Origin of the sequence: Actinospica sp., from assembly GCF_035552695.1 — a bacterium.
In the GTDB taxonomy this organism is placed as follows: Bacteria; Actinomycetota; Actinomycetes; order Streptomycetales; family Catenulisporaceae; genus Actinospica.
Window position 1 is genome coordinate 33,079 of record NZ_DASZKT010000044.1, and the last position, 14,477, is coordinate 47,555.

At 67.2% G+C, this 14,477-nt stretch carries 10 protein-coding genes; 4 read left to right on the forward strand and 6 right to left on the reverse strand.

Going from position 1 to position 14,477, the window contains the following annotated elements; genetic code table 11:
- Positions 1–2: 2 nt before the first annotated feature.
- Together VG296_RS07335 and VG296_RS07340 are read right to left on the reverse strand one after the other, a co-directional pair.
- A complete protein-coding gene (locus tag VG296_RS07335) occupies positions 3–1,640 on the reverse strand; it encodes a glycosyltransferase family 2 protein (protein WP_325564432.1) in 1,638 nt (545 codons plus the stop codon).
- Positions 1,640–3,238 (reverse strand): ArnT family glycosyltransferase, encoded by a 1,599-nt coding sequence (locus VG296_RS07340; protein ID WP_325564434.1) that lies wholly within the window; start codon positions 3,236–3,238, stop codon positions 1,640–1,642. The genes VG296_RS07335 and VG296_RS07340 overlap by 1 nt, the downstream gene beginning before the upstream one ends.
- Positions 3,239–3,734: 496 nt before the next feature.
- On the opposite strand from VG296_RS07340, the gene VG296_RS07345 reads away from it, so the two are divergent.
- Both VG296_RS07345 and VG296_RS07350 read left to right on the forward strand, forming a co-directional pair.
- A complete protein-coding gene (locus VG296_RS07345; protein WP_325564436.1) occupies positions 3,735–7,430 on the forward strand; it encodes a choice-of-anchor D domain-containing protein in 3,696 nt (1,231 codons plus the stop codon).
- Between the two features lie 90 nt (positions 7,431–7,520).
- Positions 7,521–8,603 carry an enoyl-CoA hydratase/isomerase family protein gene (locus VG296_RS07350; protein WP_325564438.1) on the forward strand — a complete coding sequence of 361 codons (1,083 nt, stop codon included), beginning with the start codon at positions 7,521–7,523 and terminating at the stop codon, positions 8,601–8,603.
- Positions 8,604–8,770: 167 nt separating this feature from the next.
- On the opposite strand, the gene VG296_RS07355 is transcribed toward VG296_RS07350, so the two are convergent.
- Positions 8,771–9,244, reverse strand: coding sequence for a MarR family transcriptional regulator (locus VG296_RS07355; protein ID WP_325564440.1), 474 nt, complete (start codon positions 9,242–9,244; stop codon positions 8,771–8,773).
- A gap of 113 nt (positions 9,245–9,357) precedes the next feature.
- Between VG296_RS07355 and VG296_RS07360 the strand changes: the two genes are divergently transcribed.
- On the forward strand, positions 9,358–9,714 hold the full coding sequence (locus VG296_RS07360; RefSeq protein WP_325564442.1) for a VOC family protein: 357 nt from the start codon (positions 9,358–9,360) through the stop codon (positions 9,712–9,714).
- A 61-nt stretch (positions 9,715–9,775) separates the two neighbouring features.
- On the opposite strand, the gene VG296_RS07365 is transcribed toward VG296_RS07360, so the two are convergent.
- Together VG296_RS07365 and VG296_RS07370 are read right to left on the reverse strand one after the other, a co-directional pair.
- Positions 9,776–10,060, reverse strand: coding sequence for a hypothetical protein (locus VG296_RS07365; RefSeq protein ID WP_325564444.1), 285 nt, complete (start codon positions 10,058–10,060; stop codon positions 9,776–9,778).
- Between the two features lie 478 nt (positions 10,061–10,538).
- A complete protein-coding gene (locus VG296_RS07370) occupies positions 10,539–11,336 on the reverse strand; it encodes a gamma-glutamylcyclotransferase family protein (protein WP_325564446.1) in 798 nt (265 codons plus the stop codon).
- 1,117 nt (positions 11,337–12,453) lie between these two features.
- On the opposite strand from VG296_RS07370, the gene VG296_RS07375 reads away from it, so the two are divergent.
- The gene (locus VG296_RS07375; RefSeq protein ID WP_325564448.1) at positions 12,454–13,035 is read left to right on the forward strand and encodes an IS30 family transposase; all 582 of its coding nucleotides are present in this window, start codon (positions 12,454–12,456) and stop codon (positions 13,033–13,035) included.
- Between the two features lie 42 nt (positions 13,036–13,077).
- Here VG296_RS07375 and VG296_RS07380 read toward each other — a convergent pair whose 3' ends face one another.
- The gene (locus VG296_RS07380) at positions 13,078–13,596 is read right to left on the reverse strand and encodes an HIT family protein (RefSeq protein ID WP_325564450.1); all 519 of its coding nucleotides are present in this window, start codon (positions 13,594–13,596) and stop codon (positions 13,078–13,080) included.
- Between the last annotated feature and the right edge of the window lie 881 nt (positions 13,597–14,477).

Sequence of the window (14,477 nt, forward strand, 5' to 3'; positions counted from 1 at the left end):
CTTCAGCTCGCAACGCTCCCCGGTGCTTGTTCCCGACGCGCCATCAGCGCGAGCACCACTATCCAGCCATTCAGCAGGCCGAGGAGGAACATCGGGGCGAACTGGAGCCCGGAGGTCGCGGTGCGCAGGGCGGCCACGGCGACCCACACCGCGCACGTGCCGCCGGACCAGGCCCAGATCCCGATCCAGAGCCGCCGGTTCTTGCGCCCGGCGCCCCGGCCGCCGGTCGGCTTCCAGCCCATCGGACGGCCGCGCAGCAGATCCCAGATGGCGAACAGGTGGGCCCAGCCGTAGAGCAGCTTGGCCATGTAGGCCGAGGGGCCGAAGCGGCAGCGGTGCCACAGCGGGAATATCAGGATATTGTAGATGAGCGAAGGTGCGATGAAGACGTAGTTGATCAGCCGCACCCGATCCGGGAGGAACAACAGCATCGTCAACGGGATCAGCGGAGTGATGACGGTGAACAGGGCGGTGTGCAGGTAGTAGCAGAACCCGGAGAAGTAGCAGCAGCGGGTGCGCAGCTTGAGCTTGTGCTTCCAGAACTTCTCGTGCTTGAGCAGGTCCATCGATCCCATGCACCAGCGGTACTGCTGCACGAAGAAGGCGTCGGGTGTCTCCGGGCACAGGCCGGCCGCCAGCGGGACCGGCACGTAGCGCAGATCCCAGCCCTGGCGACGCAGGTCGAATCCGGTGTGCACGTCCTCGGAGTGGCCGATGAGCGTGGAGCCGCCGTTCTCCCGCAGTGCCTCGCGGCGGTAGATCGCGCAGCTGCCCACGCAGATGGCGCCGTTGCGCTGGTCCCGGGACACCTGGACGAGCCGGTAGAAGAGCTCCTGGACCGCTCCTGCGCCCCGCTCCATCCTGGTCTGGCCGCTGTGCGTGCGGAAGAACTGCGGGGACTGGACTATGCCGAGCCTGGGCTCGGCCGCCATGTACGGCAGCAGATGCCGGGGCAGATCCGCGCGCGGGTTGAAGTCGGCGTCGAGGACGAGGACGAACTCGCCCTCCGAGTTCGAGAAGCCGTAGCGGAGGTTTCCGGCCTTCTTGAACCACCCGCGCGGGTTCTCGCCGTCGAGCGGGCGGGTCAGGTACCTGAAGCCGAAGTCGGCCGCCAGTTCGGCAGCCTCGGGGTCCGCGCCGTCATCGAGCACGTAGACGGTGCACAGGCCCGGATACCGCCGCATCAGCGCGGACACACCGGTCCACGTGTTGCTCAGGACTTCGAGGTCCTCGCGGCAGATCGGCAGGAACACGTCGAGTGACGGATGGTCCCGCGGCATCCACTCCGCGACCAGCCGCTCGTGGGCGGCCATGTCGAAGTCCTTCGTGCCGATGTTCACCCAGAGCGAGATCACGTAGTAGAGCACGGTGAACAGGAAGAAGGGCGCGAGGACCAGCAGCGGTTTCTCGGTGATGACGAAGCGGAACTGCGAGATCGTCAGCACGAGGAACGAGGCCACCGACACGCGCATGAGCAGTTGGCGGTTGCGGCCGTCGTAGAGCTTCGTCTCGGCGTCGGTCGGCGGATGCGGGAGCCGCGACGGCACCGACGGCGTCGTGAACGCTCCGGTGTCGTCCGAGCCCGGTATGGCGACGAGCGTGGTCGCGGTTTCGTCGCGTTCGTCTTCCAGGATGGACATCAGCGCGCTCCCTGGTACTGCCAGATGGTGAACTGACCGCGCCATGTGGCGCCGCTGTACGGGACCTCGGCGACGATGTGGTAGCCGCACTTGTTCGCGCAGCCGGCCATCGCCGCGGCGATCGCGTGATCGGTGCTCGAGGTATCTCCGAAGTCGAGCACGATGAGGTCGAAGTAGTGGTTCTTCACCGCGGCCACGTACGCGGGCACCCCGCTGATCTCCTTGTGGTCCGCATGGCTGAAGTAGCTGAAGGCCCAGGTGTTGTTCCACTGGTGCCAGGTGGTGTCCGTGAGCAGGTAGTACGCCTCGACGTCGTAGTCCTCGACGAGATACTGCGCCGTGCCGGAGGTGACGTGGCGTTTCATCGCCTCGGCGACCGGCTGGGCGTTGGGCCAGGTGTGGAAGTACGCGTCGGCCTGCGCGGCACCGGTGCTCACCGTCGTCAGCAGGGCGGCGGCCGTGATCAGCGAGGCGGTGACCAGGCGGAAGGGCGTGCTGCGTAGCAGGCCGGGCAGGGCGCGGGAGACTTCGGTCACGACGTAGCCGGCGGCCAGGCAGGCGAACCAGGCCCCGAAGTCGACGTGTTTCTCCAGCGACGTGTCCGTGGTTATCCGCAGCTGGTTGAGCGGCGCGACGACCGAGGCGAGTACGAGCGTGGCCAGCAGGGCGCTTTGCAGCCTGGACCGGCGCAGGAGCAGGGCGACGAGCAGTCCGAGCGCCCCGAACGCGAGTGGCCAGCCCACCCAGCGCAGGACTTCGTGCACGATCACCGTGCGGTGGGTGAGGCCCGCGGCCCTGGTCAGCGTGGTCGAGGTGATGCCGTCGATGTAGAAGGCGCCGCCGGCGGCGAGGCCGAGGGCGAGCAGCGAGACGGCGAGCGCCGCGACCCCGGCCGCGCGGCGGATCTTCGCGCCGTGGCCGACCTGCGGATGGGCCCTGATCACGAGAATGGCCAGCACGAACGGGTCCCACAGCGCCATCGTGTACTTCGTGGCGTCGGCGAGGGCGAGCAGCACCGCGCACAGCGGCCACCACCCGGCCTCCTCCGACGCGTCTCCCGCGCGCAACGCGCAGTACACGGCGGTCACCATCAGCGCGAACGCCATCGGATCGTAGGTGGCGAACGCGCCGAGCGCCTGGGTCGGGCCGAGCGACATGAAGATCGCGCAGGCCGCGACGGCGGCGATCCGGCCGAACAGCATGCGGGCGCAGGCCCAGAGCATCGCCGTGGCCCAGAGCATGAACGCCAGCGAGAGCAGCCGCGCTCCGACCAGCCCGCCGAGGTTGTCCGCCACGGCGGCGATCGGCGGATAGATCGTCGGGGCGCCGGAGAAGTAGGTCGAGTACGCCGGAATGGGCCAGCCGTGGATCCAGTGGTCCAGCTCCTGGTGACCGGCGTAGAGATAGGTGGCCTCGTCGACGAACGCCGTGTTGAGGCGCAGCAGCCGGACGGACAGCGCGGCTTGCACGCCGAGCAGCGCGAACAGCGGCCAGGGCACCGCGGCGAGACGGCCGAGCAGGCCGTGCCGCGCGCTCGTCGGTGGATCCTCGGCCCGACCGGTAGCCGGTACGGGCGCAGCCTCGGGTAAAGACCGCATGACCCCCCCTTGGGTTTAATGTGGCGCGCCTTATACGCGCGCGTCGTGAACAGCCCGGGTCCGCGACGTGACAATTCGATTAGTTCTCTGAGTTGGAGCGAAAAGGAGGGGCACTCAAAGGTCTTCGATGACCGGCAATCCTCCGGCTCCATTCAACGGCGCGAGCGTAGCGTGGTCGATTTCACCAAGTCCACTCGCGGTTCCGTACTGTTACAAACCTAAGGTCAGCGCGCTCCATTCGCGCGCCCCCGCGCGACGTCGGACGGGGGATGCAGGAAACATCCGTACAACGTTGCGTTTACCTGGATTTCTTATTGGGTGGAATGTAGAGGCGTTCTCTATAACGCTTTGGTGAACTTGCCGATCTGATCATGGAAGTCCCCTTATGTTCACGGCGTAGTCAAGGCTCGGTAAAGCCCGGCGGCTGGTGGGCCGCGGACGGGCGGAGCCGACGAGGCCGGTGCCCGGTACGCCGGGCTGTGGGAGGGACCGTTTCATGCTGCGTTCTTCGTCGCCCCATGCCGCCGTCAGGGTGTGGCTGACCGTGCTCGCCCTACTCGTCGGCCTGCTGGTCGCGATCGTGCCGGCTGCGAGCCCGGCGCACGCCGACAACGTGACCGTTTCCAGCGACAACCAGCGCACGGGCTGGGATCCGAACGAGTCGACGCTCTCTCCGGGAGCGGTGACCGGCAGCGACTTCGGACAGCTCTTCTCGACCGCGCTCACCGGTCAGATCTATGCGCAGCCGCTGGTGGTGGGTTCGACGGTGATCGTCGGGACCGAGGAGAACTACGTCTACGGCCTCAACAGCGAGACCGGCGCGATCCTTTGGTCGACGTACTTAGGCCCGTCCTGGCCCGCCTCGACGATCGGGTGTGGCGACCTCGTACCAGACATCGGAATCACCTCGACCCCGGTCTACGACCCGTCCTCCGGCTACATCTACCTCACGGCGAAGGTGAACGACGGTGCGAACGCGTCGGTGCCGCATTACTACCTTTACGCCCTCAGCGCGACGACCGGCGCGGTGCGCACCGGCTGGCCGGTGACGATCGCGGGCTCGCCGTCGAACGATTCCACTAACACCTTCGACACGGAGGACGAGCTGCAGCGCCCTGGAATGCTGCTGCAGAACGGCAGCATTTACATGGCCTTCGGCGGCCACTGCGACCACAAGCCGTACCGCGGCTACGTGGTCGGGGTGAACACGAGCACGCAGTCGCCGCACATGTGGACCACCGAGGCCGGACCCGACGCGTCGGGTGCGGGCATCTGGCAGTCCGGCGGCGGCATCGTCTCGGACGGTTCGAACGGAATGTTCATCGCCACCGGAAACGGCGTCACTCCTCCTGTCGGCGTCGGCACCTCGCCTCCGGCGACGCTCTCCGAGTCCGTGGTCCACCTGACCGTCGGCTCCGGCGGCACCATCTCCGCATCGGACTTCTTCGCCCCGGCCGACGCGGCCACGCTCGACGCGAACGACCAGGACCTCGCGTCCGGCGGCCCGGTCGCGCTCCCGGACGCGGAGTTCGGCACCGCGACGTATCCGCACCTGATGGCGGTGATCGGCAAGGAGGGCCGGCTGTTCCTGCTCAACCGGGATTCCCTCGGCGGCCGCGGCCAGGGAACGAACGGCGGCGACCTGATCCTCGGTCAGAGCACGCTGTCCGGAGTGTGGGGGCATCCCGCGGTCTGGGGCGGGGACGGCGGCTACGTCTACGTCGACGAGTCCAAGAGCAACCTCGTCGCGCTCAGCTACGGCCTGACCGGCACCGGAAAACCCGCGCTGCACGTGGCCGGAAACAGCCAGGAGACCTTCGGCTACACCTCCGGCTCGCCCGTGGTGACCTCGAGCGGAACGACGTCGGGTTCCGCGCTGGTGTGGATCATCCAGTCCGCCGACGCCACCGGCGCGAGCGGCCAGCTGATGGTGTACAACGCCGTGCCCTCAAGCGGCGTGATGACCCTGCTGCGCTCCTGGCCGCTCGGCAAGGTCTCCAAGTTCTCGGTGCCCGCGACCAACAACGGCCGCGTGTACGTCGGCACCCGCGACGGCAACCTGATCGCGTTCGGCGCCCCGACGACGCAGGCGCTGCAGGGCACCTCGGTCGGCCTCGGGCAGGTGGCCGTCGGCTCCAGCGGCACGGCCACGGCCACACTGACGGCGGCCAAGACGGTCACGGTCTCGGCAGTGAGCGCGGCTTCGCCGTTCTCGGCAGGCGCGACCACCCCGTCGCTGCCGGTGACGCTGACGGCCGGTCAGACGATCAGCGTGCCCGTGGGCTACTCGCCGACCACCTGGGGCGCGGATACCGGCGCGCTGTCGCTGACCACGGACGCGGGCACCATCAACGTCGGGCTGAGCGGCACCGGGACCCAACCGGGCTTGGGCGCGGCGCCGACGGCCCTCGACTGGGGGACCATGGCCGTGGGCAGCTCTGAAACACTGACCGTGGGCGTGACGAACACCGGCACGAGCAGTGAGACCTTCACCGGGGTGACCGGGCCCGGCTCACCGTTCTCCACGAGCGGGCTACCCAACGTCGGCGACACGTTGGCCGCCGGAGTCTCCGACACCATCAGCGTCACATACACGCCGACTCTCGCCGAGAGTGACAGCTCGTCGATCGTGCTCACCAGTGATCAGGGTTCGGTGACGATCCCGCTGACGGGTATCGCGATCAACTCCGATCCGCAGGTGACGATCAGTCCGACGAGCCTGTCCTTCGGCAATGTCGCCGTCGGCGCGAGCGCGACGCAGACCTTCACCGTGTCGAACACCGGCAATATCAACCTGACGGTGACCAAGGCCGCTCCACCGACCGCCCCGTTCGGCGCCGTCAACCCGATCCCTGAGGGCCAGCAACTCGCTCCCGGCGAGAGCTACACGGTGTCGGTGACGTTCACACCGACCGCGGTGGCGAGTTACTCGGGAACCTACGAGGTCACCACCGATACCGGCCAGGGCGCGATGGACATCTCCGTGACCGGCGGCGGCACGCCCGCGACCGGCGGCACCGCGATCACCGCGCCGGGTGGCGGCTGGACGGTCAACGGCGCGGCCACGACCTCGGGCAAGAATCTGGTGCTGACCAAGCTGAACACGAATAAGGCGGCCTCCGCGGTCTACGGCACGCCCGTGCCGAGCGCCGGTCTGACCGCGAGCTTCACCGCGCAGCTGAACGGAGGCACCGGCGGCACGGGCCTGACCTTCAGCCTGCTCGACGCGACGAAGTCGACCGCGACGTCGGTCGGCGGCAACGGCGGCGGAATGGGCTTCTCCGGGTTGAGCGGGGTGGCCGTCGTGCTGAGCACCTATCAACAGTCCGGGGCCCCGTCGAACAACTTCGTCGGCATCGCGACCGGCGGCAGCGGCGGCACCTTGACCTATCTGGCCACCTCGACGAACATCGGCGCCCTGCGCACCGGAACGCACACGGTCACTGTCCAGGTCACCATGGGCGGACAGCTCGACGTCTCGGTGGACGGCACGCTGGTCCTCTCACCGACCGTGACCCTGCCGGCCAACGTGCTCCCGGCCTTCACCGGGGCGACCGGCGGCACCACGGACAACCACATCGTCAGCGGCGTGTCGATCTCGGCGAACGGCGCAGCGCTCCCGGCGCCCGGCGGCAGCTGGTCGTACAACGGCGTCGCCACGATGAGCGGCAGTGGCAGTCTGCTGACGCCCGCGACCGCCAACCAGGCCGGAGCGGCGGTCGATCCGACGGCGATCTCCGCGGCGAACTTCGAGGCCGGATTCACCTCGGTCATCACCGGCGGCACCGGCGGAGACGGACTCACCGTGAGCCTGTTCGACGCCTCGTCGGTGAGTCCGAGCTCGGTGGGCAACCACGGCAACGGCGTCGGCGCGACCGGGCTCGCCGGGATCTACGTGATCCTCAACACCTACACCGGCGGCAAGGTGGCCTCCAGCGTGTCCATCGGGACCAATCCCACCTCGGGCACGGCACCGAAACTGCTCTACACCACGACGAGCGTGCCCAGCCTGCTCGGCTCACACCAGGTGTGGGTGACCGTCTACAACGGCGTGCTCACGGTAGCGGTCGACGGGACACAGGTGCTGCAAGGCGCGGTCACGCTGCCCAGCTCCGTGCTCCCGGCGTTCACCGCCGGCACCGGCGCGACGACGGACACGCAGACGGTGAGCGGAGTCACGATGCAGTACTGATCGCGGAAAACTGCCCGCGCAGTACTGATCGCTCGCGAGTGAACCGGTGCCCGCCTCGGCTCAGGGGTGGGCACCGGTACGCTCGAAACCGTGCCGATCATCGAAGACCCCTCCGCCGACGACGTCCTGCTGCGCACCGAGGGCCGCGCGGCTTTCCTGACGCTGAACCGACCCAAGGCCATCAACGCCCTCACCCGCGGCATGGTGCAGCGGATCGCCGCGGCGCTCGATGGGTGGCAGGCGGACCCGTCGATCGAGTCCGTGGTCATCACAGGCGCGGGGGAGCGCGGCCTGTGTGCCGGCGGGGACATCCGTGCCGTGCGCGAGTCGGTGATCACCGGTCGCCCGCGCGAGGCGGCCGAGTTCTGGCGCGACGAGTACCGGCTCAACCTCGCCATCGCGCGCTACCCCAAGCCGTACGTCGCGATCATGGACGGCATCGTGATGGGCGGCGGCGTCGGCATCTCCGCCCACGGCTCCGTCCGCATCGTCACCGAGCGCTCCCGCGTAGCCATGCCCGAGACCGGCATCGGCTTCATCCCCGACGTCGGCGGCACCTACCTGCTCTCCCGAGCCCCCGGCGAACTCGGCACCCACCTCGCCCTCACCGGCACCGCGGTCGGCGCGGGCGACGCCGTGCTGTGCGGCCTGGCTGATCACTTCGTCCCCTCCGCCGCGCTCCGGGACTTCACCTTCACCGCCGCCCTCGCCACCGAAGACGCGAGCGCCGCCCTCAAGACCTTCGCCGCCCCCGTCCCCGACGCGGAATTCGCGGTACACCGCACCTGGATCGACGAGTGCTACGCCGCCGACACCGTCGAAGAGATCGTCGACCGCCTCCAGCGCCACGCCAGCCCCGCGGCCAACCAGGCCGCCGCCACGATCCTCACCAAGTCCCCGACCGCCCTCAAGGTCACCCTCGCCGCCGTCCGCCGCGCCCGAGACCTCCCCGACCTCCAGCACGTGCTCGAACAGGAATTCCTCGTCTCCTGCTCCGGCCTCGCCGAGCCCGACCTAGCCGAAGGCATCCGCGCCCAAGTCGTCGACAAGGACCGCAACCCCCACTGGCGCCCCGCCACCCTCGCCGAGGTCCCCGATACCGTAGTCGCCCGCTACTTCACCCCGCCGCGAGTCGGCGACGACCACGCCTACCTGGGACGACTTTTCTCGTAGGGCCTGAGGTTCTCGAAATCGCCGCTTCGCGACTGTGATGATGAGGCGCGCCTCGGTTCCGCTCGGTTTGAGGCGCGTTGGCGATCGTGCGGTCCGTAGTCGGCCCTACCTGCGGCCCGATGCTCCGCTGCGCTCCGTCGGGCCTACGTCCGGGCCGATTACTTACGTTACTTACGACCTGCTTCTGGCTGTGTGGGGTTCAGGGCCAGGGCGGCGATGCAGGTGCGCAGCGCCGCGGCGAGCTGGTGGCGCTGGTCGGGGTCGAGTTCGGCGAGCATGCGCTGTTCGATGGCCGTGACTGCGGCGTCGCAGGCCTGCAGGATTGCGCGCCCCTGGTCGGTGAGCGCGGTCTGCCGGATCCGTCCGTGCGTGGGGTGGTGGCTGCGGCTAATCCAGGCGCGCTGTTCGAGCTCGCGCAGGTTCTCGTTCATGCTCTGCGGGGTGATGAACGCGCGTCGTGCCAGCTCGGCGTTGGACAGGCCCGGCTCCTCGGCCAGCGCCGTGAGCACGGCGAACTGGGCGAGTGTGACGCCGTGCTCGTGCAGGGCCCGGGCCATCTGGGCGTGGAGCGCGGCCTGGGCCAGTTTGATCAGGTATCCGGGCCGGTCAGCGGTGCTCTGCGCTCGGCGTGGACCGCTCATGGCCCCTCCTTCGCCCTTGGTGCTACTCGACGTGTATCAGGTTACCTTGCATTGTTCGGGGTGCGAGCCTACGCTTAGTATCAGGTTTCCTGATACTGGAAGGTGTTCTCACCATGGCTGTCGTCGGACCGTCGTTCATCGCGCTTCAGGTACACGACCTGGAGGCCTCCGCACGCTTCTACGAAGAAAGGCTCGGGCTCACCCGCGCCGCCGTCTCCCCGCCCCACGCCGTGGTTTTCGATACTCAGCCCGTCCCGTTCGCGGTGCGCGATCCCGCGGTCGACCTGGACGCCGTCGACAAGCTCGGCTGGGGCGTGGCACTGTGGCTCAAGGCCGAGGACGTCGAGAAGATCCACGACGACCTGGCTGACCACGGCGTGCGCATCGTGACCGCACCGTTCGACGGCCCGTTCGGCCGCACCTTCGCGTTCGCCGACCCCGACGGGTACGTCGTCACCCTGCACGGCTGACGTATCAGGCAGCGATCGCGGTCGGCAATTGTCAGCCCAATGGTTTGGGCCTCTGGCGCGATCAGCAGGCTGCGGTGCGGGCGAGGGCCGGTTCGGCACCGGTCGCGCGGTGCGTGGCACGGCGAGTGGCACGGCGGGCTGAGCGGTCGGAAACCAGCCCGGCGATCGCGGCCTGAGTATCGGCGAAGTCTTCGCGCCGTCCGGTCCAGCGCATCAGCGGCCGCCACTGCTTGTATTCGGCGTTGGAGTGCTCGACGCGTATCCGCGAGGAGGCCCGGCGGCGCCGGGCCTCACGCCGCGCGTATCGCTCGCCCAGCGGCGACTGCTGCTCCTTCTTCGTGGCCATCGCCTTCGGCGGAGCGCCACCTGCCCGGGGCTCGGAATGTCGCCGCTTCGCGACTGTGATGATGAGGCGCGCCTCGGTACCGCTCGGTGTAAGGCGCGTTGGCGTTCGTGCGGTCCGTATTCGGCCGCTACCTACGGCCCGATGCTCCGCTGCGCTCCGCACCGGGCCTACTACCTGATCAAACACGACCACGACCACCCCGAACCACGACACACCCCCGCTTGACATCCAGGAGAGCATCCACCCTGGCCTCCGGCCCTACGCTACGCGGCCGCCCACGTCGCTTCGCGCCTCCGGGCGGCCACTACGCTCCGGGCCTACGGCGATACAAGCCGCCCGCACCCGCCGACGCCCCACATCACCAAGCTCCAAGCATCGGGCCGGATCAGTGCACGTACTGGCGTTGCTGTACTTGCTGCGGCCAACTACGCCCAAAGCGGCGCGTTCCAGCCCTCGCCAATCGGTTAGGCCAAGCCCGTCAGGTGGCTCCATTACGACCTGGACCCGGATGCGGCGCTGTCACTGCGACTGCCGCCTGCGGCTCTGGTCCATCTGTCCGGTCATCTACATCGCGGATGCCGCTGGCCTTGTACTCGAATCTAAGGTCGTGAATGTCGATATTCGGGATGGGGTCAGCATCAAATTGGCGAAGCTCTCGTTCACCCATCAGCGAGAATCCCGCCCGGGTCTGATCCACGTAAGCCTTGCGGATTGCGGTCGGTCGGCGGTTGGGCCCTCTGAGCGCACGCTCAAGCCGCTCCATCGCCTCGACGCGAGGCACGTAGACGAACACAACGCAGTCGTCCGGCTTACCCCTAAATGTTACGGCCTGGGTGACATCGATTCGACGGTAGTTACGCTCGCGCGCATCAAGCTTGGCCAGGTCCTCACTAGACACCGAAAACACCGCTCCGTTGCAATGCGCATTCGCGGCTCCCTGAACAAGGCCCAGAACAGCCACAACACCGTCGAAGACGGAACCATCGGGCTTGTAAATAGTCCGCTCTGGATGCGAATACTTGTCAGAACCGACATTCCAGGCCCGTCGCCAGCCTCGTAGTTCGGCCGGGATCATTTCGTCACGATTGACTGCGCGGTTGAGTTCCGCGGCAACTGACCCCGGCTTGGTCAGCGAGCCATACCCGAAAACGTACATTGTGCCATTCCCATCAAAATTAATCCAGCCTGACCATTCGCGAGGAGCTTCTTCATAGTTTACCCCTATCTCCTGGTAGTGGCCAAATAAAAGCGAATCGCTAGCGAGGTACTCGGTCATGCTCACAAATGGCTGGCCCGTGTCAAGGCTAACACCGGACGCAAGCACCATGAATGAGACATTGGCCTTAGCAGTAGGCTCACCATACGGCGGTATGTAAATATCTTCAGAGTCGATCAGTCTATCGTACGATGCAAAGTCATTATCGGCAGCAACGCCGATGTGATTGGGACTGCCGTCTTCGCTAGCAATGGCCCACAGCGGTACGGATACGAGATATGGAACACCGGGGCGCCCAAAGGCCCACGATTCATTCTGCTCAATGGTCCCGCTTCTCAAGACAACCGGAAGTCGCCGAACCCGGGCACTTCCTTGTAAGAGCCGTACGGGCATCCCTGGCGCTGTCGCCGGCTCCCGGCTGTTCGTTCCCGTGCAGGTCGGCTGTCACGCGTTATCGTATGTTGTCGGCTGCTGCCCGGCGTTTCGCCGACTTTTCGCTGACTTTCGAGATGCTGACGAAGCGGCAGCCGGTCCCGCCCACGCGCGGCGCTACGAGCGCTCCATGTACTTCAGTGCACCCCTGCGCGCCCCACGGAATCGCTAGCCAATGCCAAGAGCGCAAAGCAGAATACGAATTTGTGCCGAAGTCCAAGAACAGGCTGCTCGGTGGGCTGGCAAGTGGTGGGGCGTACTCGCAGCAGCCTTGCTCATCGCTGCCTGGATCAACCGCACCGCGGGTCCGGCGGTCGTCATCGGCCTCTCCTGTGCCGCGGCGTTGTGATGTCTGCTTCAAGTGCCCATCACATGCGGCGCTCCCATCTGAGTGCGTGGGGGGATAGACAGCTGCCGCAACAACGCGTCAGGCATGCTGCTCGGGTGCCACATTCGCCAGCATCGCTTTCAGAAGCTGAAGATGCTTATCGTGCGGCGGCAGTTAAGAACGTTCTGCGCCGGGCTGCTCTCGCCCGCCGACTACGAGCAGCAGCTCCGTGACGCTCAGCGCTCTGACGGTCCTGCTACACTCATATCCATAGCCGCATGAAACCCGGTGTCTATGCCCCGGGGGTCACCTCAATCCGGAGTACAGCGTGTCTCACGAGACGATCTACCGGGCGCTCTACCAGGACCGAGGTGAACTGGGCCGGGAACTGGCCGGGCACTGCGTACCGGGTGCGCTGTGCGCCGGCCCAGGATTCGGCCGCATCCGACAAGGCGCTCGGGGCTACCCAAACCATTGATGATGATCAGCGAGCGTCCCGCCGAGGTCGAGGATCGGGCGGTGCCCGGGCAGGGAAGGGGACCTGATCCTCGGTGCCTACGCGCGCTCCGCGATCGGCACACTGGTCGAGCGCGCCACCCGCTACGTGAGCTGGTGTACCTGCCCGGCGACCACGGTGCAGAGGCAGTGTGCTACGGCTTGATCCGCACGATCTCGACCCTCCCGGCGCACCTGCGCCGCTCGCTGACCTGGGACCAGGGCACCGAGATGGCCAAACACCGTGAGTTCACCCTGGCCACCGCCGTGCAGGTCTACTTCTGCGACCCGCACGCGCCATGGCAGCGCGGGTCGAACGAGAACACCAACGGCCTACTGCGCCAGTACTTCCCCAAGGGCACAGACCTGTCCGTCCACACCCCTGACGACCTCGACGCCGTCGCCAACCAGCTCAACCGCCGCCCCCGCAAGACGCTCGGCTGGGACACACCCGCCGAACGACTCGCGAATGCCATGGCGGTTGATGTCCCCTCGTCTCGATGAGTTTTGACTGCATCCCCCGCCTTTTGGCGGGTTGCACGCGCATCACGCCTCGGCCGCGGCCAGAGCAGCCATTCCATCACCGATCCTGCGCGCCATGGCTTGGAGTTCGGGCCTGGGGACCTCGAGATATTCGGTCTTGTCGACGGCGGCGAACTGCTGCTCGCGAAACGGCACGCCCGGAGGCAGCGGCGCGAGATGCCAGTGAACGTGGGCGACCCCCTGCATACTGCCGAAGCTGAACACGTAGAGCCGTTCCGTGGGCGTGATCTCCGCCAGAACCCGACCGAGGCGATGCACGCGCCGCTGCAGTGCCAGATAGTCGTCTTCGGTGAAGCTTGAGACCACCTCGGTCACGTGCTGCCTGGGCGCGAGCAGGCAGTAGCCGTAGAGACGCTGCCAGGGCGGGAAGAAGACCACGCAGGACTCGTCCCGGTAGGCCACGATCTCATGATCGGGCGTGGTTGCCTCGTCGGCCAGACCACAGATGAAGCACCGGCCGACGGCGTTGTCCGCCAGGAGCTTCGCTGCGTACGCGTCAGTGTCGATCATCCCGGTATCCATGCCGGCCACCGTAGCCGTGATCGAAACTCTAGGCGCCCACCGCCCGCAGACCGCGCTAGACTCCTCGACGCGAATCAATAGCCGTCGTTGCAACGACCGCTTGAATCCGCCCGTTGCTCTTCTACTGGATCACTTCGCGCGTTCGTCGGCAGCGCGGCGTGGCCCGAGACACGCGCGGCGAAGTCTGGCGCAAAGGCGCGGGGCCGTTCTGGCGCTGCGCGCCGGAACGGTGCGCCTTGATCCTTGTAGAGTTCTAGCCCGCGTGCGCCGCGGCGCACGGAGAGTCGTCGTGGTCTCAATTGTGGTCTCATCACGGACCTTGACACGCCAAGACGCACCAGTGTGCGCCGACGTACATTGATAAGGCTGACCTGTATGAGTGGGCGACCACGGACGTCGGCGGACACCGGGTGATCGAGCTTGCCCCTCCTGGAGTGGAGTGCCACGCACCTCGCACACGTCGATGCGGCCCGTGCCGCATACAACGCCCGACCCGACACTCCGGCCGTCTCGTGTGAGGAGACGCCCTCGCACTTCGGCAGGTGTTACGCCATCGACCGCGGCATCTGGACCAGGCGTTATCACGTCGGTGGGTGCGGGCGGCTTGTATCGCCGTAGGCCCGGAGCGTAGTGGCCGCCCGGAGGCGCGGAGCGACGTGGGCGGCCGCGTAGCGTAGGGCCGGAGGCCAGGGTGGGTGGGCGGGATAAGTAGTGGTAATCGGCCCGGCCGTAGGCCCGATGCGGAGCGCAGCGGAGCATCAGGCCGTAGGTAGCGGCCGAACACGGACCGCACGAACGCCAACGCCTCGAACCGAGCGAAACCGAGGCGCGCCTCATCACCACAGTCGCGAAGCGGCGATTTTCCAAAGCTCAAGTCCAGC